Below are 21,012 nucleotides of genomic sequence, written 5' to 3' on the forward strand. Positions count from 1 at the left end.
ATTCGATGACTTATATCGCTGCCGAAAACCGCTATGAATCTATTCCCTATCGCCGCGTCGGCCGCAGTGGCTTGGTGCTGCCGGCCCTGTCCCTGGGGCTGTGGCACAACTTTGGCGACAGCACCCCGATCGACACCCAGCGCGCCCTGCTGCGCACCGCGTTCGACCTGGGCATCAACCACTTCGACCTGGCCAACAACTATGGCCCGCCGTATGGCAGCGCCGAGATCAACTTCGGGCGTTTGCTGCGCGAAGACTTCAAGCACTACCGCGACGAATTGATCATCTCCAGCAAGGCCGGCTGGGACATGTGGCCCGGCCCATATGGCCAGGGCGGCGGTTCGCGCAAATACATCCTGGCGAGCCTGGACCAGAGCCTGCAACGCCTGGGCGTCGACTACGTGGATATTTTCTATTCGCACCGCTTCGACGCCGACACACCCCTGGAAGAAACCGCCAGCGCCCTCGCCACCGCCGTGCAACAAGGCAAGGCGTTGTACATTGGTATTTCCTCCTACTCCGGGGTGAAAACCCGCGAAATCGCAGCCCTGCTTAACGAGTGGAAAGTCCCGCTGCTGATCCACCAACCGGCCTACAACCTGCTCAACCGCTGGGTGGAAAAAGACCTGCTCGACACCACCGAAGCCCTCGGTGCCGGGGTGATCGCATTCACGCCGCTGGCCCAGGGGTTGTTGACCGACAAGTACCTCAATGGCGTGCCGGCCGATGCACGGGTAAATCGCCCCGGTGGCGGTTCGTTGCAGGCCAAGCACCTGTCCGACGCCAACATCGCTCACGTGCGTGCGCTCAATGAAATCGCCAAGCGCCGCGGCCAAAGCCTGGCCCAACTGGCCCTGGCCTGGACCCTGCGCGACCCACGGGTGACCAGCGCGCTGATCGGCGCGAGCCGCCCGGAGCAGATTATTGAAAACGTCGGGGCGCTGAAGAACCTGAGCTTCACCGCCGAGGAACTGGCGGAGATCGATCGGTTTGCGCTGGAAGGAGGGATCAATCTGTGGGAAAAACCATCGACGGCTGAATAACCCGGCAATACACATTCAATGTGGGAGGGGGCTTGCCCCCGATGGCGGTGGACCAGTCAATGCATGTACTGACTGATACACCGCCATCGGGGGCAAGCCCCCTCCCACATTTTGTCTTCAGTGTGGCGACTGTCGTGTTTGGCTCAGAACGGCACATCGCCAAGAATCGTCGCCCGGTGCATCACCCGCCGCTGCGGCCGGTAGTCATCCACCGCGTAATGCTGGGTGACGCGGTTATCCCAGAACGCCACGTCATTCTCCTGCCAGCGCCAGCGAATCGTGAACTCCGGGCGTGTCGCGTGGGCGAACAGCAGCTTCAAAATCGCCTCGCTTTCCGCCGGTTCCAGTTCATTGATTTTGGTGGTGAAGCCTTCACTGACAAACAGCGACTTGCGCCCGCTTACCGGGTGGGTGCGCACCACCGGGTGCGACAGCGGAGGGTTCTTCTTGCGGGTTTCTTCCCAGCGCGCCAGGTCTTCGGCAGTGTTGCCAAAGCGCTCCAGCGGGAAGGATTTGATGAAGTCGTGCGTGGCGGTGAGCCCGTCGAGCAGCCCCTTCAACGGCTCGGACAGGGCCTCATACGCGGTAATCCCGCTGGCCCACAACGTGTCGCCGCCAAACGCCGGCAGCAACTTGGCACTCAGTACCGCGCCGAGGGCCGGAGTCGGCAGGAAGGTCACGTCGGTGTGCCATACGGCGTTGTCACGCACGTCGGTGACGGCGGTGTCGAGGATCAGCACTTCGGGCTGTTCCGGCACGTTAGGGTAGATCGGATGAATGTGCAGGTCGCCGAAGTTCGCCGCGAAGCGTGCTTGTTGCTGCGGGGTGAGCGGCTGGTCACGGAAGAACAGCACCGAATGGCTGAGCAACGCCTGTTCGATGGCGTCGCGCTGTTCGAGGTTCAGCGGCCGGGTGATATCGACGCCACTGATCTGGGCGCCAAGGGCGGTGCTTAATGGGGTAACGGTCAGGCTGCTCATGGGGTTCTCATCACTCAGTGTGCCTGGCCATGCCACGGCACCAGTTTGCGCTGCAGGGCACGCAGGCCCATTTCCATGGCGAAGGCGATCAGCGCGATCACCAGAATCCCCAGCACTACGACATCGGTGACCAGGAACTGCGCCGCCGACTGCACCATGAAGCCCAGGCCGCTGGTGGCAGCGATCAGCTCGGCGGCGACCAATGTCGACCAGCCCACGCCCAGCCCGATGCGCACACCGGTGAGGATGTCGGGCAGGGCGCTCGGCAGGATCACATGGCGAATCAGTTGGGCGCGCGTGGCGCCCAACGACTGCGCGGCACGCAGCTTGGCCGGGTCGACCGTGCGCACGCCGGTCGCGGTGGCGATGGCGATCGGCGCAAAGATCGCCAGGTAGATCAGCAGCACCTTGGACAGCTCGCCGATGCCGCACCAGATCACGATCAGCGGCAGATAGGCCAGGGGTGGAATCGGCCGGTAGAACTCAATCAGCGGATCGAGAATGCCCCGGGCGATACGATTCGAGCCGATGGCAATTCCCACCGGCACCGCGGTCAGCACCGCAAAACCCAGGCCCAGGCCGATGCGGCCGAGGCTCGCGCCGAGGTGCTGCCACAAGGTGGAATCCATGTAGCCCGTGGTCGCCAGCAACCAGCCTTTTTGCAGCACGGCGGACGGCGGCGGCAGGAAGAGCGGTTCGATCAGGCCGCTGGCGGTCACGGCCCACCAGATCGCCAGCAAGGCGATCAGCGTCAGCAGGCTGATCCAGCGTGTGCTGAGGCTGCGCCGCAGCGGGATAACCGCGTGCGCCACCGGCTTGGCGGCCGTGGCGGGAAGTTCGTAGCTGCTCATGCGCACACCTGACGTTGGGAGAACACTTTGCCCAGCACGTGTTCGCGGGTTTCGATAAAGCGCGGGTCGGATTTGATCGCTCGCGCAGACTCGCCGGCGGCATAGCGCTGGCCGAAATCCAGGTGCAGGCGCTCGACGATCTGACCGGGGTTGGGTGCCAGCAGGATCAAATCGGTGGCGAGGAACACCGCTTCTTCGATGTCGTGGGTAATCAGGAACACCGGCTTGGCCGTGCGCCGCCAGACTTGCAGCAGCAGCTCCTGCATCTGTTCGCGGGTGAACGCGTCGAGGGCGCCGAAGGGTTCGTCCATCAGCAGCACACGCGGGTCTGCCGCCAGGGCGCGGGCCAGGCCGACCCGCTGCTTCTGGCCGCCGGACAGTTGCCAGATGCGCCGGCTGTCGAAACCGGCCAGGTCCACCAGGGCGAGCATTTCCCGGGCGCGCACTTCGCGTTGCGCCTTGCTCACGCCGGCCAGTTCCAGGCCGAAGCCGACATTGGCCAGCACGTCCTGCCAGGGCAGCAGGGCATCGTCTTGGAACACCACGCCGCGCTCGGCACTCGGGCCTTTGACCGGCACGCCATCAAGGCTGATGCGCCCGGCAGAGGGTTCGACAAAACCGGCAATCAGGTTCAACAGCGACGTCTTGCCACTGCCGGACGGGCCGAGGGCCACCAGCAATTGCTGGGGCCCAAGCTCGAGTGAAATGTCAGACAGTACCGGTTCTGTGGCGCCTGGGTACTGTGCGCTGATGCGCTCCAGTTGTAGCAAGGCCATCGCGATGAACTCCTGATCAGTGGGTAATGAACTTGGCGCTGATGTAAGGGGCGTAGTCCGGCAGCACCGCTTCGACCTTGCCTTGTTCCTTGAGGAACGCCGCGGTATCGGTCACCGCCTTGGTGGTTGGTGCGCCCAGCAGGGTCACCTGCTCAGCGGCCAGCGGGTAGACATTGCCTTGCAGCAGCGCGGGGATGTCGCTGGCCTTGGCACCGGAGAGCTTCACCAGCTTGTCGACGTTGCCTTTGTCGGCGAGCCAGGCTTGTGGGTCTTTGCGGTACGCGGCGTAGGCATCCAGGGTGACTTTGGCGAAAGCGCTGACGATTTCCGGGTGCTTCTCGGCGAAATCCTTACGCACGATCCACGCGTCGAAGGTCGGCGCGCCGAACGTGGCCAGTTCGCCGGAAGTGATCAGCACCTTGCCGTTTTCCTTGGCCACGCCCAGGGCCGGGTCCCACACGTAGGTGGCGTCGATATCACCGCGCTTCCAGGCGGCGATGATGGCTGGCGGCGCGAGGTTGAGGATGGTCACTTTCGACGGGTCGATGTTCCAGTGCTTCAGCGCGGCCAGCAGGCTGTAGTGGCCGGTGGACACGAACGGCACGGCGACTTTTTTGCCGATCAGGTCCTGCGGGCTGTTGATCCCCGAACCGTTGCGCGCCACCAGGGCTTCGGCACCGCCGATCTGGGTGGCGACGAGGAAGGTCTGCACCGGCACTTTGCGCGTGATGGCTGCGGTCAGCGGGCTTGAACCGAGGTAGCCGATCTGCACGTCGCCGGACGCGATGGCGGCGATGATGTCGGAACCGTTGTCGAATTTGCGCCAGTCGATCTTGGCGTTCGTGGCTTTTTCATACGCGCCGTCGGCCTGGGCGACTTTCGCCGGGTCCACGGTGGTCTGGTAGGCGATGGTCACATCCGCCGCCTGGGCAAACAGGCTGGCACCGGCCAGGGACAACGCGGCCAAGAGGCGCAGAGGGGTAAGCAGTTTCAAGGGGAAGCTCCTCAATCAGGCGGCCGAGAATCGGCATGTGAGGAGACTAAATGATCTAAGAACTCAAAAATAAATAACTTTTTCGAATTAGCTTATGAGGAGAAGGGTGGAAGGGATTCTTCACCCCAGCGAGGGCAAATGTGGGAGGGAGCTTGCTCCCGATAGCGGTGGGTCAGTCACTGATCAGTTAACTGAGGACTGCTATCGGGGGCAAGCCCCCTTCCACATGAAGCTCATTTCCCTGGGGGAGTGAGTTCGGCTTTTAGTTGCTGATGGCGAGGATGCTGGCCTGGTACGAGCCGACAAACACATCGAAATCGCCTACTTCGTTCTGCTCCAGTTCCGCCTGTTGCGCCAGCGAGGTGCGCGCCAGTTCTTCAAAGTGCGCCTGCTCTTCAGCGGGCAACGGTTTGCTGCGGAAATATTCGGCGTGCACCTCGCTCTGGTGCAGGGAGAACTGCGCAAAACTTTCCTTGCGCTCGGCCATCGCGGCCAACACCTGGGCCGACGGCGTCAGGGACGGGTCGTTGACCTTGGCCAACTGGGCGTCCAGTGCCTGGCTGTGTTCCTGGATACCGTGGCTCTGATCGAGCAGGGCGGCCAGCGGTGCGATCTTCTCCAGCAACTCGGTGGCCCATTCCTTCATGTCCACCGCCTGGCCCTTGCGCTGCAGTTGCAGGCCCGGACGCCGGCCTTCCTTGACCACGCTGAGGAAGTTCGACGTGGCGTTGCCGCACTCGTTGTCGGCGAACAGCGGGCTCTCGTTCAGCGCGCAATACAGCAGGAACGCATCGAGGAAACGCGACTCCTGCAGGTCGATACCCATCGGCAGGAACGGGTTGATGTCCAGGCAGCGCACTTCGATGTACTGGATGCCACGGGCCATCAGCGCCTGGATCGGCCGTTCGCCGGTGTAAGTCACACGCTTGGGACGGATGTTGGAGTAGTACTCGTTTTCGATCTGCAGGATGTTGGTGTTGAGTTGCACCCACTCCCCGTCCTTGTGGGTGCCGACTTCGACGTAAGGCGCGTAGGGCGTTGCCACTGCTTCGCGCAGGCTGTCGGTGTAGCTGGCCAAATCGTTGTAGCACGGCGTCAGGCCGGCCTGGGCGTTGCTCTGGTAACCCAGGTCGCTCATGCGCAGGCTGGTGGCATACGGCAGGTACAAGGTGTCGGCATCCAGCACGTCCAACTGGTGCGAACGGCCGCGCAGGAAGCCCGCGTCCAGGGCCGGCGAGGCACCGAACAGGTACATCAGCAGCCAGCTGTTGCGGCGGAAGTTACGGATCAGGGCGATATAGGCGTTGGACTGATAGTCGCGATCGGTGCCGACAAACCCTTCCGCTTCTTTGAGCCGCGGCCACAGTTGTTCCGGCAGGGAAAAGTTGTAGTGGATACCGGCAATGCACTGCATGGTCTTGCCGTAACGCAGGGCCAGGCCCTTGCGATACACGTACTTGAGCTGTCCGATATTGGAGGTGCCGTAGTAGGCAATCGGAATGTCTTCCTCGGCCGGCAACGGGCACGGCATCGAGGGGCTCCACAGGTATTCGCTGCCGAGCTTGCTGTAGGCAAAACGATGGATCTTGTCCAGATTGCTCAGGGTATCGGCCGGGTTGGGCAGGGCTGGGGTGATGAACTCCAGCAACGATTCCGAGTAGTCGGTGGTGATCTGTTCGTGGGTCAGTGCGGCGCCCAGGGCTTCGGGGTGCGGCGTCTGCGCCAGGCGACCTTCATGGGTGACACGCAGGCATTCGCGCTCGATGCCGTGCAAGCAATGCTCCAGCAGGGAGAGGTGTTCGCGCTTGCCGAGCAGGGCCAGGCGGCGGTTGAGAAGTTCGCTCAAGTTGGATTCCTTCACGCGTCAGTCGCCCCAATATGGGGGTGGGCAGGACGGTCTACAAGGGTGAAGTTAAAACTGGCGTGATCGCCTGGTTTTGAGTCGATTTGACCCGTTTTGAAAAAGCCTACTTCACTCCATGAATTGGGCTATAGCGCAGCAAGAAAATTCCGACGCCGTTATCGCAGCGCCGAAATTAACTCAAATCGAGGGTGGGGAGCTATAGGACAGCGAAGGTGCCCTGCGCTTTTGCGACAAGTCGTTCACCTTGGTACACGTCGGCCTCGACCACCAACGTGCGCCGACCGGGGTGAATCACCCGTGCGGTACACAGCACTTCGCCGTTTTCCACCGCGCGGATGTAGTTGATTTTGCATTCAATGGTCGCGCTCTGCTGGTCGAACCCGTGGGCGCTGGAACAGGCCAGCCCCATGGTGATGTCGACCAGGCTGAAAATCACCCCGCCATGGAGCTTGCCTGCGCGATTGCGCAGTTGCGGCTCCAGGCTCAGGGCCACCTCGGCAACGCCCTGCTCCAGGCGTTGCAGGCGGCAGCCGATCAGTTCGCTGAACGCGCTCTGGGTCAAACCGGCCGGAATCTCCATCAGCGCTTCTTCAACTGTTTGGCGTTGGCGAACAGCGAGGCCATGGCGTTGTTGCTCGGCGCTGCGGTCGCGGTTTCCTTGCGTGGCGCGTTGTTTTGCGACGGGCGTGGCGCCGAGCCCGGGCGGGCGCCACGGGCACCGTCGATTTTCTCGCCGGGGGTGTCGCTCATGCGCATCGACAGGCCGACGCGTTTGCGCGGGATGTCGACTTCCATGACCTTGACCTTGACCACGTCACCGGCCTTCACCGCTTCGCGTGGGTCTTTGATGAACTTCTCCGAAAGCGCGGAGATATGCACCAAACCGTCCTGATGCACGCCGATGTCCACAAAGGCACCGAAGTTGGTCACGTTGGTCACCACGCCTTCGAGGATCATGCCCAGTTGCAGGTCCTTGAGGTCTTCGACGCCGTCCTGGAACTCGGCGGTCTTGAACCCTGGGCGTGGGTCGCGGCCAGGTTTTTCCAGCTCTTGCAGGATGTCGGTGATGGTCGGCACACCGAAGGTTTCATCGGTGTACTGCTTCGGGTCCAGGCGCTTGAGGAACGCGGCGTCGCCGATCAGCGAGCGGATGTCGCGGTCGGTCTCGGCGGCGATGCGTTGCACCAGCGGGTAGGCTTCCGGGTGAACTGCCGAGGCGTCCAGCGGATTGTCGCCGTTCATGACGCGCAGGAAGCCGGCAGCCTGTTCGAAGGTTTTTTCACCCAGGCGTGCGACTTTTTTCAGCGCGGCGCGGGTCTTGAACGCACCGTTTTCGTCGCGGTGGGTCACGATGTTCTGCGCCAGGGTCGCGTTGAGGCCGGAGATCCGCGCCAGCAGTGCGACGGAGGCGGTGTTCACGTCCACACCCACGGCGTTTACGCAGTCTTCCACCACCGCATCCAGACCGCGCGCCAGTTTCAACTGCGACACGTCGTGCTGGTATTGGCCGACGCCGATGGATTTCGGATCGATTTTCACCAGTTCGGCCAGCGGGTCTTGCAGGCGACGGGCGATGGACACTGCGCCACGGATCGACACGTCGAGGTCCGGGAATTCCTTGGAAGCCAGTTCCGATGCCGAGTACACCGAAGCGCCGGCCTCGGAAACCATGACCTTGGTCATCTTCATGGCGGGGTATTTTTTGATCAGTTCGGCGGCCAATTTGTCGGTTTCACGGCTGGCGGTGCCGTTGCCGATGGCGATCAGGTCTACCGCGTGCTTGGCGCACAGGGCCGCCAGGATCGCGAGCGTCTGGTCCCACTTGTTGTGTGGCACGTGCGGATACACGGTGGCGTGGTCGAGCAGCTTGCCGGTCGAATCGACCACGGCGACCTTGCAGCCGGTGCGCAGGCCCGGGTCGAGGCCCAGGGTGGCACGCGGGCCGGCCGGTGCGGCCAGCAGCAGGTCGTGCAGGTTGTGGGCGAATACGTTGATCGCTTCGGTTTCGGCGCCGTCACGCAACTCGCCGAGCAGGTCGGTTTCCAGGTGGGTGTAGAGCTTGACCTTCCAGGTCCAGCGCACGACTTCACCGAGCCACTTGTCCGCAGGACGGTTCTGATTCTGGATGCCGAATTGTTGACCGATCATGCCTTCGCACGGGTGCATGGTGCCCGGCAGTTCGTCGCCGACTTTCAGCGCGGAGCTGAGAATGCCTTCGTTGCGGCCGCGGAAAATCGCCAGGGCGCGGTGGGACGGCATGCTCTTGAGCGGTTCGTCGTGTTCGAAGTAGTCGCGGAACTTGGCGCCTTCTTCCTCTTTGCCGGCGATCACGCGGGCGCTGAGGATGGCTTCCTGCTTCAGGTAGGTGCGCAGCTTTTCCAGCAGGCTGGCGTCTTCGGCGAAGCGCTCCATCAGGATGTACTTGGCGCCTTCGAGGGCGGCCTTGACGTCGGCGACACCTTTTTCGGCGTCGATGAAGCGCGCGGCTTCGGTGTCCGGGGTCAGCGAGGGGTCGTTGAACAGGCCGTCGGCCAGGTCGCCGAGGCCGGCTTCCAGGGCGATCTGGCCCTTGGTGCGGCGCTTCTGTTTGTACGGCAGGTAGAGGTCTTCGAGGCGGGTCTTGGTATCGGCGAGTTTGATGTCGCGTTCCAATTGCGGGGTCAGCTTGCCCTGTTCCGTGATGCTGGCGAGGATGCTGATGCGCCGTTCGTCGAGTTCTCGCAGGTAGCGCAGGCGCTCTTCCAGGTGCCGCAGTTGAATGTCGTCGAGGCTGCCGGTCACTTCTTTTCGGTAACGGGCGATGAAGGGCACCGTGGAGCCCTCATCCAGTAGAGCGACGGCCGCTTCGACCTGTTGGGGGCGTACACCGAGTTCCTCGGCGATGCGGCTGTTGATGCTGTCCATAAAACCACCTGAAATTCTTAAAAGCAGTTCGCAGGCCCGGAAAAACAAGGCCCGGCGAGGCTGGTTGAGCGGCCCGACTGGCGCCGCTGCCTGGGTCAAGAGGCTGCCTATTGACCCTCGAAATCGAAAAAATCACGACAAGCGGGTAAAAAAAGCCCGGCAGTAAACGGTAACGATCTGACGTTGCCCTGCACGAGGGCGTCGCATTATAACCAGCGTTCTGTCCTTGGGGGGTACTGCGCCACAGGTTGTAGGGCGCGGGTTCGCTGGCAGTAGAGGAAAAATCTGCTAACAATGCACTCGGTGCGTATAACGGCAGCTAGGCCATAATGCGCGCCGAGATAAGAGGAGCATCCAATGAGCAGCACTGCACAAACTGCTGAAGGCGAAAAAATTCTCATCGTTGATGACGATCCGGGGCTGAGCAGCCTGCTGGAGCGTTTTTTCAACTCCAAGGGCTACCGTGCCCGCGCGGTGCCGAACACCGAGCAGATGGACCGCCTGTTGGGGCGTGAGGTGTTCAACCTGGTCGTGCTCGACCTGATGTTGCCCGGTGAAGACGGGCTCACCGCCTGCAAACGCCTGCGCGGCGCGAACAACCAGATTCCGATCATCATGCTCACCGCCAAGGGCGATGAGCTGAGCCGCATCAAGGGACTCGAACTGGGCGCTGATGACTACCTGGCCAAGCCGTTCAACCCGGACGAGCTGATGGCGCGGGTCAAGGCCGTATTGCGTCGCCAGGCAGCGCCGGTGCCGGGCGCACCGGGCAGCGAGGACGAAAGCGTCACCTTCGGCGATTACGAGCTGTCGCTGGCCACCCGTGAGCTCAAGCGTGGCGATGAAGTACACATGCTGACCACCGGCGAGTTCGCCGTGCTCAAGGCGCTGGTGATGAACGCACGCCAGCCGCTGACCCGCGACAAACTGATGAACCTGGCCCGTGGTCGGGAATGGGATGCTTTGGAGCGCTCCATCGACGTGCAGATCTCTCGTCTGCGTCGAATGATCGAGCCGGACCCGTCCAAGCCGCGTTATATCCAGACGGTGTGGGGCGTGGGGTATGTGTTTGTGCCGGATGGCACTGCAACCAAGTGACCGATGATTTGCAGGGGCGGGCATCCTGGCGGCTGGCTCCATGAGGGTCGACGGGATGTCCGGCGTCTGCAATTCTGCGAGCGCTGCTCGTTCCTGCAAGGTGTCTAGCTGTTTCCTATGAAAACCCCGCTGTGGTTCCCGCAAAGTTTCTTCTCCCGCACCCTTTGGCTGGTGCTTATCGTCGTTCTGTTTTCCAAGGCACTCACGCTGGTTTATCTGCTGATGAACGAAGACGTGCTGGTGGATCGACAGTACAGCCACGGTGTCGCCCTGACCCTGCGCGCCTATTGGGCGGCCGACCCCGAGAACCGCGAGAAAATCGCCAAGGCGGCCACGCTGGTGCGCGTGGCGGGCGCGGGTGTGCCGGAAGGCGAGCAACATTGGCCCTACAGTGAGATTTACCAGCGCCAGATGCAGGCGGAACTGGGCGACGACACCGAAGTGCGGCTGCGTATGCATGTGTCACCCGCACTGTGGGTGCGCGCGCCGAGCCTGGGGGAAGATTGGCTGAAGGTGCCGCTGTATCCGCATCCTTTGCGAGGGCAGAAGATCTGGAACGTGCTGGGCTGGTTCCTGGCTATCGGCTTGCTTTCAACGGCATCGGCGTGGATTTTCGTGCGCCAGCTCAATCAACCGCTTAAACGCCTGGTGTTTGCCGCCCGCCAACTGGGACAGGGGCGCAGTGTGCGCCTGCCGGTCAGCGACACGCCCAGTGAAATGACCGAGGTATACAGTGCGTTCAACCAGATGGCCGAGGATGTCGAACAGGCCGGGCGCGAGCGCGAGTTGATGCTCGCGGGCGTGTCCCATGACTTGCGCACGCCATTGACGCGTTTGCGGCTGTCCCTGGAGTTGATGGGCGACCATACCGATCTCACGGATGACATGGTGCGTGATATCGAGGACATGGATGCGATTCTCGACCAGTTCCTGGCATTTATCCGTGATGGTCGTGACGAGGTGGTGGAAGTCGTCGACCTGACGGACCTGGTGCGCGAGGTGGTGGCGCCTTACAACCAGAATGGCGAGCAGGTGCGCATGCGCCTGGAGCCGATCCAGCCGTTTGCGTTGCGTCGGGTCTCGATGAAGCGCCTGCTGAACAACCTGATCGGCAACGCCTTGCACCACGCCGGCTCGGATGTGGAAGTGGCGGCGTATGTCTCCGGTGACAGTGCTGCGCCCTATGTGGTACTGAGCGTGATGGATCGGGGGGCTGGTATCGACCCGGCCGAGCTGGAAGGCATTTTCAACCCCTTCACCCGTGGCGACCGCGCTCGGGGTGGCAAGGGCACCGGTTTGGGGCTGGCGATTGTGCGGCGGATTGCCTCGATGCATGGCGGCAATGTTGAGTTGCGCAATCGCGAGAACGGCGGGCTTGAAGCACGGGTGCGCTTGCCGTTGGGGTTGATGTTGCCCAGAGATGCGGTTTAAACAACCAAGATCAAATGAGGGCGCGGGCAAGCCCGCTCCCTCATGGGTTTTCAGCGTGTTTAAGGTGTTACGCGATTAGCCCTTGCCTTTGGTCCTGGTCATATTCGCCCCACCACTCTTCTCCAGATGCTGAATGATGATCCCCGCCACATCCTTGCCGGTGGTGGTCTCGATGCCTTCCAGCCCGGGTGATGAATTGACTTCCATCACCAGTGGGCCATGGTTGGAGCGCAGGATATCCACACCCGCCACGCTCAACCCCATGACCTTGGCCGCCCGTAGCGCGGTCATGCGTTCTTCGGGGGTGATCTTGATCAGGCTGGCGCTGCCGCCACGGTGCAGGTTGGAGCGGAACTCTCCTGGCTTGGCCTGGCGCTTCATCGCGGCAATCACCTTGTCGCCGACCACGAAGCAGCGGATATCCGCACCGCCGGCTTCCTTGATGTATTCCTGCACCATGATGTTCTGCTTGAGGCCCATGAACGCCTCGATCACCGACTCCGCCGCCGTGGCGGTTTCGCACAGCACCACGCCGATGCCCTGGGTGCCTTCCAGCACCTTGATCACCAGCGGCGCGCCGTTGACCATTTCGATCAGGTCGGGAATGTCGTCGGGGGAGTGGGCAAAACCGGTAACCGGCAGGCCGATACCCCGGCGCGAGAGCAATTGCAGCGAGCGCAGCTTGTCCCGTGAGCGCGCAATCGCGACGGATTCATTCAGCGGGGAGACGCCCATCATTTCAAACTGGCGCAGCACCGCGCAGCCATAAAAGGTCACCGAGGCGCCGATACGCGGGATTACCGCGTCAAAGCCTTCCAGTGGTTTGCCGCGGTAATGGATCTGCGGCTTATGGCTGGCAATATTCATATACGCACGCAACGTGTCGATCACCACCATTTCATGGCCGCGTTCGGTGCCGGCCTCGACCAGGCGGCGGGTGGAATATAGGCGCGGGTTTCGCGACAGCACAGCAATCTTCATGCAGCACCTGGGGCAGAAATAGTAGAGACCGGGAACACCGGCTTGTCTTGAACGTACTTGACGCCGGGATTGACCACCAACTGGCCGTCAATCAGCGCTTTGGAACCGAGGAGCAGGCGGTAGCGCATGGCCTTGCGGCAGGCGAGGGTGAATTCGACCCGCCAGACCCGGTCGCCCAATGCCAGGGTGGTGCTGATCACATAGCGCACCTGCGCATGACCATTGGAGCTCTTGATGGTTTTCATCGCCATCAGCGGCGCTTCGCAGCGGCGGTGCCGCAACTGCACGACGCTGCCCAGGTGTGCGGTAAAACGCACCCATTTTTCACCGTTTCGCTCGAAGGGCTCGATATCGGTGGCGTGCAGGCTTGAGGTACTGGCTCCGGTGTCGATCTTTGCGCGCAGGCCTGCCACTCCCAAGTCGGGAAGTGCCACCCACTCACGCAGACCGACAACGGTCAAATGGTCAAATGTCTTCAATATGGGTAACCGGTCAATTCGCCCAGGCGTGAGGGGAAACCTCGGCCAGCGCGTTGAATGCGGGTTTGGCGAACCAGTAGCCCTGCATCAGAAATATTCCACAGTCGGACAGGAAGTCACGCTCACCGGCACTTTCAATGCCTTCAGCGATGACAGTAACGCCCAACTGCTCACAGATTGTGACAATCCCCTGGACGATGACCTGGCGGACACGATCCTGGTCGACATTGCGGATCAGCGCCATGTCGAGTTTGATCAAGTCAGGTTGGAAATCGGCCAGCAGGTTCAGCCCCGAATAGCCCGCGCCGAAATCGTCGATGGCAGTTTTGAAGCCGAATTCGCGGTATTCACGCAGAATATTCGTCAAATGGCGATGGTTATCTATGTGCTCGCTTTCCAGTGTCTCGAAAATCAGCTGGTTCAGCGGAAAATTGTGCGTGCGGGCGGCCTCCAGGGTGCTGCGAATGCACAGCTCGGGTCGATACACCGCGTTGGGCATGAAATTGATGGAAAGATAGGTTTGCATCCCCAGGGCGGCGGCGCCAGCAATCGCTTTGGTGCGGCAGCGCTGGTCGAAACGGTAGCGGTTGCTATCGCTGACCTGGTTTAGCACCGACAACGCGCCCTCGCCCTGCGTGCCTCGCACCAAGGCTTCGTGGGCAAAAACCGAATGGTCGCGAAGGTCTACGATCGGTTGGTAGGCGAATGCAAAATCAAACCCCAAGGGCTCGCTTTGCTGGCAGCCCAGGCAACGCTGGTCGGGCGAGGTAAGTGAAGTCGGGAAGTCGGTCACAGCGTATCCTCGCGAAAACAGACGGCTACCTGGCGTATCTTAGGTGAGCCTTGGGGTTTATGCGTCGAAGCGTTTCAACAGTAAAGTTGCGGCATTTTTCAGAACGAGGAATTCAAGTGGCTCAGAAGCAGGCAGAGGAAGACAAAATCCGTCTGGACAAGTGGCTATGGGCGGCGCGTTTCTATAAAACCCGTGCCTTGGCCAAGGCCGCTATCGAGAGTGGCAAGGTGCATCATCGCGGCGAGCGCTGCAAGCCGGGCAAAGAGCCGCGCGTTGGCGATGAGTTGCAGATTCGTATAGGGTTTGACGAAAAAACTGTCGTGGTCCAGGCGCTTTCCGCCGTGCGCCGTGGCGCGCCCGAAGCGCAGGCGCTGTACGCCGAGACCGAAGCCAGCATGGCCAAGCGCGAAAACGCAGCGGCCATGCGCAAGGCCGGTGCCACGGGCATGACCACCGATGGCAAGCCGAGCAAGAAGCAGCGGCGTGACCTGTTCAAGTTTCGCGGCAGTGGTAATGACGATTGACCGCGCAAATCTTCAGCACAAAACAGATCTACCCATGCGGGAGCGGGCAAGCCCGCTTCCACATGAGTTCTTAGCGTCAGGAGGGGGTGCGCATGACGCTCAATCGGCCAATCACCGGTAGCTTGCCGAGTAACCCGAACACCGGCGCGGTCAGCCGTAGCAACACCCCCGACACCTTGGCGGCAAACGGCGTGTAATACCCCCACCCCAGTGCCAGCAGTGCCAGCAGCACCCCGCCGATATAATCGTCCTGCCCCCAATGCGCCCCCGCCACCAGCCGCGGCGTCATGAACAACAGCGCCAGCCCCCAGATCACCAGCACCTGGCCCAGGCGCTGGGCGAATGCCGTCATGAACATCCCCCAGATCAGCAACACCGAAGCATGATCCCCCGGGAAACTCTGGCTCGAACGGTCTTTCAACTCCCAGATTTTCTCCAGCCCAGGGAAATAGTCGCTCATCTGAATCGCGCCGCTGAGCACCATCGAAGGGCTACTGTGTTGCCAGCCCATCGGCACCGCGAGTTTGGAAAACAGCATGCGGATAAACAGCAACAACAGCAAAATCCCAAAAAAACCCAAGAGCGCCTGGCGCACCTGCACCGCCTTGAACACCCAATCGCCGCGAATCAACAGCGTCAGCAGAATCACGCCGACCACTGCATCAAACGGCCTAAGGCTGGCCACAGCCCAGATATGCAGCCAGGTTGAATTGTTTGCCAGCGGGGCATTGAGCAGATGAAACAGCCACTCGTCGAAAAACACGCACAGCATCTGGCCCGCGGGCCATAGCCAAAAACACAGCAGCCCGATTGCGAGTAAATTGCAAAGAGCCCATCGCCGGAGGTTCCACTTGGCTTGGAACAAACCCGGATTGTTCATAAACTGTCCCTCTTCGCTCTATATAAGCTCTCCGTTTCCAGGAGAAAGCCGCACCCAGAGGGTGCTAAAGCGTTCAATTTTATAAAGCTTGTAATAATTTTGTCATCAATTCAGATACCTAGACCTATGACTGATTTACCGGACACTGACTTTACCCAACGCTTCATCTTTGACGAGAACGACGCCCGTGGCGAACTGGTCTCGCTGGAGCGCAGCTATGCCGAAGTCCTCGCCAAGCACCCCTATCCGGAGCCGGTCGCGCAACTGCTCGGTGAGTTGATGGCCGCTGCGGCGCTGCTGGTAGGCAGCATGAAATTCGACGGCTTGCTGATCCTGCAAGCCCGCTCCGAAGGTCCGGTCCCGTTGCTGATGATCGAGTGCTCCAGCGAGCGTGAGATCCGTGGTCTGGCCCGGTATGACGCTGAGCTGATCGCCCCTGACGCCACCCTGGCCGACCTGATGCCCAACGGCGTGCTGGCGCTCACCGTCGACCCGACCGAAGGCCAGCGTTACCAGGGCATCGTCGACCTCGACGGCGAAAACCTGTCGGACTGCTTCACCAACTATTTCGTCATGTCCCAGCAGATTGGCACGCGTTTCTGGCTCAACGCCGACGGCAAGCGCGCCCGTGGCCTGTTGCTGCAACAGTTGCCCGCCGACCGCATCAAGGATGACGACGACCGCACTGAAAGCTGGCGCAACCTCACCGCCCTGGCCGGCACCCTGACCGCTGAAGAATTGTTGGCCCTGGACAACGAAACCATCCTGCACCGCCTGTACCACGAAGAAGCTGTGCGCCTGTTCGATGCGCAGGGCCTGCGCTTCCATTGCAGTTGCTCCCGCGAGCGTTCGGCGAATGCGCTGGTCAGCCTCGGCCTGGAGGATGCGCAAAACCTGGTGGTAGAGCACGGTGGTCATATCGAGATCGACTGCCAGTTTTGCAACCAGCGGTACCTGTTCGATGCCGCTGATATCGCCCAATTGTTCGCCGGCGCAGGTATCGACACTCCCTCTGATACCCGCCACTAAAACGTTTAAGCACAGGTAAATCACCTGACAAACGCCGGATTAGCGCTGTTCTGACGGGAGGACCCTACTTTTTTCGGGCTTTTCTGGCATAATCCGGCCCACTTTTTTCGCGGTAGTAGTGCGCAACTTTCTACTACAAAACGTTTGGAGCACTCGGCCATAGGCCGACGGGGAACCTCATGACGCAAGCCAATAACGCCGTATACACCGATCTGAGTGTTGACGATCTGGTCAAAGAAGCCCTGCAGCGCGGTGAAGGCGTGCTTGCCGATACTGGCGCGCTGGTCGTAGAAACCGGTCACCGTACCGGCCGTTCGCCAGTCGACCGTTTCATCGTTGAAGAGCCTTCGACCCAGGACGCCATTGCCTGGGGCCCGATCAACCGCAAGTTCCCGGCCGACAAGTTCGATGCCCTGTGGGCTCGCGTCGAGGCATTCAACAACGCGCAAGAGCATTTTGTTTCCCACGTCCATGTAGGGGCTTCCGAAGACCACTACCTGGCCGTGAAGATGACCACCCAGACTGCCTGGCATAACCTGTTCGGGCTTTGCCTGTTCATCAACCCGGCCCAGTACAACCCGGCCGGCCGTGACGAGTGGCAAGTGCTCAACGTGGCCAACTTCGAGTGCGTGCCTGAGCGTGACGGCACCAACTCCGACGGTTGCGTGATCCTCAACTTCGCCCAGAAAAAAGTGCTGATCGCCGGCATGCTTTACGCCGGTGAAATGAAGAAAGCCATGTTCTCGGTGCAGAACTTCCTGCTGCCGGCCGCCGACGTACTGCCGATGCACTGCGCCGCCAACATCGGCGAAGCCGGCGACGTGACCCTGTTCTTCGGTCTGTCCGGCACTGGCAAGACCACTCTGTCCGCCGACGAAAGCCGTTACCTGATCGGTGACGACGAACACGGTTGGGGCGAGGGCGTGGTGTTCAACATCGAAGGCGGTTGCTATGCCAAGTGCATCGACCTGTCCGAGAAGAACGAGCCGGTTATCTGGAAAGCCATCAAGCACGGTGCCGTACTGGAAAACGTCGTTATCGACGAGGCCGGGCACGCCGACTACAGCGATGTCAGCCTGACCCAGAACAGCCGCGCCGCCTACCCGCTTGAGCACGTAGCCAAGCGTTCCGAGAAGAACCTCGGCGGCGAGCCAAACGCTGTGATCTTCCTGACCTGCGACCTGACCGGCGTACTGCCGCCAGTGTCGATCCTCAGCGAAGAACAAGCGGCCTACCACTTCCTGTCCGGCTACACCGCACTGGTGGGCTCGACCGAAATGGGTTCGGGCGGCGGCATCAAGTCGACCTTCTCGACTTGCTTCGGCGCGCCGTTCTTCCCACGCCCGGCCGGCGAATACGCCGAGCTGCTGATCAAGCGCATCCGCGGTTTCGGCTCCAAGGTCTACCTGGTCAACACCGGCTGGACCGGCGGCGGCTACGGCGTTGGCCAACGCTTCAACATCCCGACCACCCGTGGCGTGATCGCAGCGATCCAGAGCGGCGCGTTGATCGGCGTTGAAACCGAGCACCTCAACACCATCAACCTGGACGTGCCATTGGCTGTGCCGGGCGTTGAGACCGGCCTGTTGAACCCACGTAACACCTGGGCTGACAAGGCTGCCTACGACGAAGCGGCGAAGGCGCTGGCGGGTCTGTTCATTGAGAACTTCAAGAAGTTTGACGTGAGCGATGCGATCAAGGCAGCGGGTCCGAAGTTGTAAGATTCGGTCGTTGTGAAAAGGCCGCCCCTTGTGGGCGGCTTTTTTGTGCGCGAACGGTCAGTTGGCGCCTGCGGCTGTTTTGCCGGTTAGCTCAGGTTTTCCAGCGTCTGCGTGTCCCAGCTGTGGGTTTTGATCGCCAGATAAAGCATGCCGATGGTCAGCGGCACCTTTTCGCCACGCCCCTTGGCTCGACGCTTGAGGAACACATCAAACACCGGTGGGTTGAAGTAACGATAAGTGTCGTAGTCGCCCAGATCGAGGGCGAATTCCTGCTCCAGTGCTTCCATGAGTTGCTTGGCCTCGCTGCCGTCGCAGCCGAGGTCGAAGTTGAGTGAGGTTTCGAGGCGAATGGTCTTGTGTTTCGGCAGGCCGATTTCTTCGTGCAGCAGTTGCAGGAGCTGCTGCATGACGGGGTCTTCGGGGAAGTTGGGAGCCAGGTTCATGGTGGGAGCACGCAGGAGAGGGTGAGGGGGATGGTTGCGTTTGAGGCGAAATTTGTTTCGGGTGATGAAGAGTGCCAAGCCTATCAAGAACAGGGCTAGAGGAAGGAGTTGAATGCTAAGGATGATGGCGACGTAGGGTAGCCAGAACAAAAGGACTAACCCAGTGACGACGAAGGTAACGGCGAAACGCCTTCTTAGCGTGCAGTCGGTGATTTTGTAGTAAAGCAATAAATAGAAGGCAAGAAATAGCGCCGTCTGTAGGTAAAGCCATTGATTATGGTTCATTTGAATACACGTGCATTGAGATGCTTGAGCGCTGAGGGTCTATGCCACCGCTCGCCTGGGCATCGAGGCCGATGACGATGTCTGCGCTATGCAAGTTGCGGGGTTTGCGAGATATCAAATCGCTGAGCGCTTGCTTGCCGTTAGGCTTTACGGTGAAGCGAATCACGGAGAGCGTGACGCCGTAATGACCGATGTATTGAGTCCTTTCTAAATTCACGGGCTTTTGCCGAAATAGTTGAGAGGACGCTATTTTCAGTCAGCCGCAGGTCACTTCTATAGAGGGCCAAGCGGGTGTTTGAAGCGATTTAGGAAGAGGATTACGCTGTATTTGACGGTTTCTTACAGGTGCTTCCGGCATTTTTTATTTCGCTAGCGACTTGCCGGGTAAAACCAATCAATTGTGGGCGCTGCGTTTGCCCGTCCTCCAAGGCAAAAGCTGATCTTGGCGTAGTACCAAGTGCTCGATAAAACCACATCACAATCTGTAGAAAAATTCTGCCAGCGCTCTAAATTCAGCGTATGTTTCACCGCAAAATCTTGTAGGACGATTCCGTCCACTACTTAAAGGGAGTTAAGCATGGGTTTGCTTCGTGTTGCTTCGGCGATGTCATTGTGTGCAGTGGCTTTTTCGATCCAGGCCGAGCAGTTGCCGATCGAGGTGCTCAGTGCGGTGGTCAAGGACCAGAAAATCGCCGACGCCGAAGTCCTGCTGCAACGTAACGGCGCACAGAACGTGGTGGGCCGCACCAACGCCCAGGGCCAGGTGACTCTCACCAGCGAAGCGGCCGATGATGCCAGCAACCTGTTGATCATCAAGAAGCCCGGCTATTCCAACCTGGTGGTGAAGTGCCCCTGCGCCGGCATGACCTACGCCATCAGCCCGGTGATGGAAAACCTCGACGGCCTGCGTGTGGTGCTGACCTGGGGCAAGACCCCGGAAGACCTCGACTCCCACATGATTTTCCCCGGCAACAACATCTACTTCGAGAATCAGCAGGGTGCCGATGCCGAGCTGGATGTGGACGACGTCGACAGCTACGGCCCGGAAACCATCACCCTGCAGAAAAAACACTTCGGCGAAAGCTACGTGTATGCCGTGCATGACTTCACCAACATCGAGAACCCAGGTTCGCGTCAGCTATCCAACAGCGAGGCCAAGGTGTTCGTGTACATGGGTCAGTCCCTTGTGCGTACCTACTACGTGCCGAAAAACCGCAGCGGTAACCTGTGGACAGTGTTCCGCATGACCGGTAGCGGTGACTTCCAAGACATCAACACCTTCAGCGGTGTGAAGGTGGAAGCCAAGGACGTGCTTAATGAAGTCAAACCGTTGCTGGATGACAGCGTTGCAGTCGCGGCCGTGGCTGTCAGCTCTTCCGCGCAAACGGATGCGAAGCGTCTGAACCTGCAAGGTGAAGCGGCCTACCAGGCTGGCAAGCTGGATGAAGCCATCGACCTGTTCCGTCAGGCCATCGACCTGGACAATAGCTTCGGCAAAGCCTACGGCAACCTGGGCCTGGCCTATCAGAAGGCCGGCAACACCGCCGAGTCGATCTGGGCCAACCGCAAGGCCATCGCCCTCGCTACCGGCGCCAATGCCGCGACCGTGCGTGCCGGCGCCTACTACAACATTGCGCGGATCTACGAAGCGGCGGGGCAGTTCGCGGATGCGTTGCGTCACTACCAGTTGGCCAAGGAACAGAAGGCCAATCCGGTGTATGACACGGCTATCGAGCGCGTGCAGAACCGCTGATTTAGCTGTAGGGCAGTTCTAAGATGTGGGAGGGGGGTTGCTCCCGATGGCGGTAATTCAGTCGATTAATTTCTGACTGATACACTGCCATCGGGAGCAATCCCCTTCCCACATTTGGTTTGTGATGTTCCTACTTACACAGTCGAACTTGTCATATTTGGCCCAAGGCCATTGCCCCAGCCT

General features: G+C 60.6%; 19 protein-coding genes. 7 read left to right on the forward strand and 12 right to left on the reverse strand.

From position 1 onward, the window contains the following. The first annotated feature begins 5 nt into the window (after positions 1 to 5). Entirely contained in the window at positions 6 to 1,043 is a 1,038-nt protein-coding gene (gene mgrA / locus J2Y83_RS00545) for an L-glyceraldehyde 3-phosphate reductase (RefSeq protein WP_247402315.1), read from the forward strand. Between the two features lie 143 nt (positions 1,044 to 1,186). Here the strand turns inward: mgrA and tauD are convergent, their stop codons facing one another. The 7 genes from tauD to J2Y83_RS00580 all read right to left on the reverse strand — a co-directional run bounded on the left by tauD (position 1,187) and on the right by J2Y83_RS00580 (position 9,412). Further along, positions 1,187 to 2,023: a taurine dioxygenase gene (gene tauD / locus J2Y83_RS00550; RefSeq protein WP_253392579.1), complete on the reverse strand. Its 837-nt coding sequence runs from the start codon at positions 2,021 to 2,023 to the stop codon at positions 1,187 to 1,189. A gap of 14 nt (positions 2,024 to 2,037) precedes the next feature. Next, entirely contained in the window at positions 2,038 to 2,874 is an 837-nt protein-coding gene (tauC, locus tag J2Y83_RS00555; RefSeq protein ID WP_253392581.1) for a taurine ABC transporter permease TauC, read from the reverse strand. Next, positions 2,871 to 3,650 (reverse strand): taurine ABC transporter ATP-binding subunit, encoded by a 780-nt coding sequence (gene tauB / locus J2Y83_RS00560; RefSeq protein WP_253392582.1) that lies wholly within the window; start codon positions 3,648 to 3,650, stop codon positions 2,871 to 2,873. The genes tauC and tauB overlap by 4 nt, the downstream gene beginning before the upstream one ends. 16 nt (positions 3,651 to 3,666) lie before the next feature. Continuing rightward, positions 3,667 to 4,644 carry a taurine ABC transporter substrate-binding protein gene (tauA, locus tag J2Y83_RS00565; protein ID WP_253392584.1) on the reverse strand — a complete coding sequence of 326 codons (978 nt, stop codon included), beginning with the start codon at positions 4,642 to 4,644 and terminating at the stop codon, positions 3,667 to 3,669. Between the two features lie 262 nt (positions 4,645 to 4,906). Then, positions 4,907 to 6,490 carry a glutamate--cysteine ligase gene (gene gshA, locus J2Y83_RS00570; RefSeq protein ID WP_253392586.1) on the reverse strand — a complete coding sequence of 528 codons (1,584 nt, stop codon included), beginning with the start codon at positions 6,488 to 6,490 and terminating at the stop codon, positions 4,907 to 4,909. 214 nt (positions 6,491 to 6,704) lie between these two features. After that, on the reverse strand, positions 6,705 to 7,088 hold the full coding sequence (locus J2Y83_RS00575; RefSeq protein WP_253392588.1) for a PaaI family thioesterase: 384 nt from the start codon (positions 7,086 to 7,088) through the stop codon (positions 6,705 to 6,707). Then, the gene (locus J2Y83_RS00580) at positions 7,088 to 9,412 is read right to left on the reverse strand and encodes a Tex family protein (RefSeq protein WP_253392590.1); all 2,325 of its coding nucleotides are present in this window, start codon (positions 9,410 to 9,412) and stop codon (positions 7,088 to 7,090) included. Before J2Y83_RS00580 ends, J2Y83_RS00575 begins: the two co-directional genes overlap by 1 nt. Positions 9,413 to 9,769: 357 nt before the next feature. Between J2Y83_RS00580 and ompR the strand changes: the two genes are divergently transcribed. Both ompR and J2Y83_RS00590 read left to right on the forward strand, forming a co-directional pair. Continuing rightward, a complete protein-coding gene (ompR, locus tag J2Y83_RS00585) occupies positions 9,770 to 10,510 on the forward strand; it encodes an osmolarity response regulator transcription factor OmpR (protein ID WP_003213175.1) in 741 nt (246 codons plus the stop codon). A gap of 117 nt (positions 10,511 to 10,627) precedes the next feature. Continuing rightward, positions 10,628 to 11,941 (forward strand): ATP-binding protein, encoded by a 1,314-nt coding sequence (locus tag J2Y83_RS00590; RefSeq protein WP_247401471.1) that lies wholly within the window; start codon positions 10,628 to 10,630, stop codon positions 11,939 to 11,941. A 75-nt stretch (positions 11,942 to 12,016) separates the two neighbouring features. Here J2Y83_RS00590 and rimK read toward each other — a convergent pair whose 3' ends face one another. From rimK to J2Y83_RS00605, 3 genes are read right to left on the reverse strand one after another with little or no spacing between them, the layout of a single operon-like run. Continuing rightward, positions 12,017 to 12,922 (reverse strand): 30S ribosomal protein S6--L-glutamate ligase, encoded by a 906-nt coding sequence (gene rimK, locus J2Y83_RS00595; RefSeq protein WP_049710586.1) that lies wholly within the window; start codon positions 12,920 to 12,922, stop codon positions 12,017 to 12,019. Beyond that, the gene (locus tag J2Y83_RS00600; protein ID WP_373423811.1) at positions 12,919 to 13,383 is read right to left on the reverse strand and encodes an ATP-dependent zinc protease family protein; all 465 of its coding nucleotides are present in this window, start codon (positions 13,381 to 13,383) and stop codon (positions 12,919 to 12,921) included. Before J2Y83_RS00600 ends, rimK begins: the two co-directional genes overlap by 4 nt. A gap of 31 nt (positions 13,384 to 13,414) precedes the next feature. After that, positions 13,415 to 14,194: an EAL domain-containing protein gene (locus J2Y83_RS00605; RefSeq protein ID WP_253392592.1), complete on the reverse strand. Its 780-nt coding sequence runs from the start codon at positions 14,192 to 14,194 to the stop codon at positions 13,415 to 13,417. 116 nt (positions 14,195 to 14,310) lie between these two features. Between J2Y83_RS00605 and J2Y83_RS00610 the strand changes: the two genes are divergently transcribed. After that, complete coding sequence (locus tag J2Y83_RS00610) at positions 14,311 to 14,718, forward strand: RNA-binding S4 domain-containing protein (protein WP_253392594.1); 408 nt, start codon at positions 14,311 to 14,313, stop codon at positions 14,716 to 14,718. Positions 14,719 to 14,794: 76 nt separating this feature from the next. Here the strand turns inward: J2Y83_RS00610 and J2Y83_RS00615 are convergent, their stop codons facing one another. Continuing rightward, positions 14,795 to 15,598, reverse strand: coding sequence for a phosphatase PAP2 family protein (locus tag J2Y83_RS00615; RefSeq protein WP_253392596.1), 804 nt, complete (start codon positions 15,596 to 15,598; stop codon positions 14,795 to 14,797). Positions 15,599 to 15,724: 126 nt separating this feature from the next. Between J2Y83_RS00615 and hslO the strand changes: the two genes are divergently transcribed. Both hslO and J2Y83_RS00625 read left to right on the forward strand, forming a co-directional pair. Next, entirely contained in the window at positions 15,725 to 16,627 is a 903-nt protein-coding gene (gene hslO / locus J2Y83_RS00620) for an Hsp33 family molecular chaperone HslO (protein ID WP_253392598.1), read from the forward strand. Between the two features lie 179 nt (positions 16,628 to 16,806). Continuing rightward, positions 16,807 to 18,348 carry a phosphoenolpyruvate carboxykinase gene (locus J2Y83_RS00625; RefSeq protein WP_253392600.1) on the forward strand — a complete coding sequence of 514 codons (1,542 nt, stop codon included), beginning with the start codon at positions 16,807 to 16,809 and terminating at the stop codon, positions 18,346 to 18,348. A gap of 86 nt (positions 18,349 to 18,434) precedes the next feature. On the opposite strand, the gene J2Y83_RS00630 is transcribed toward J2Y83_RS00625, so the two are convergent. Then, the gene (locus J2Y83_RS00630) at positions 18,435 to 18,791 is read right to left on the reverse strand and encodes a DUF1493 family protein (RefSeq protein ID WP_253392601.1); all 357 of its coding nucleotides are present in this window, start codon (positions 18,789 to 18,791) and stop codon (positions 18,435 to 18,437) included. 862 nt (positions 18,792 to 19,653) lie between these two features. Here J2Y83_RS00630 and J2Y83_RS00635 point away from each other — a divergent pair. Beyond that, on the forward strand, positions 19,654 to 20,829 hold the full coding sequence (locus J2Y83_RS00635) for a tetratricopeptide repeat protein (RefSeq protein ID WP_253392603.1): 1,176 nt from the start codon (positions 19,654 to 19,656) through the stop codon (positions 20,827 to 20,829). Positions 20,830 to 21,012 lie beyond the last annotated feature (183 nt).

Origin of the sequence: Pseudomonas marginalis, assembly GCF_024169655.1 — a bacterium.
In the GTDB taxonomy this organism is placed as follows: Bacteria; Pseudomonadota; Gammaproteobacteria; order Pseudomonadales; family Pseudomonadaceae; genus Aquipseudomonas; species Aquipseudomonas paraveronii.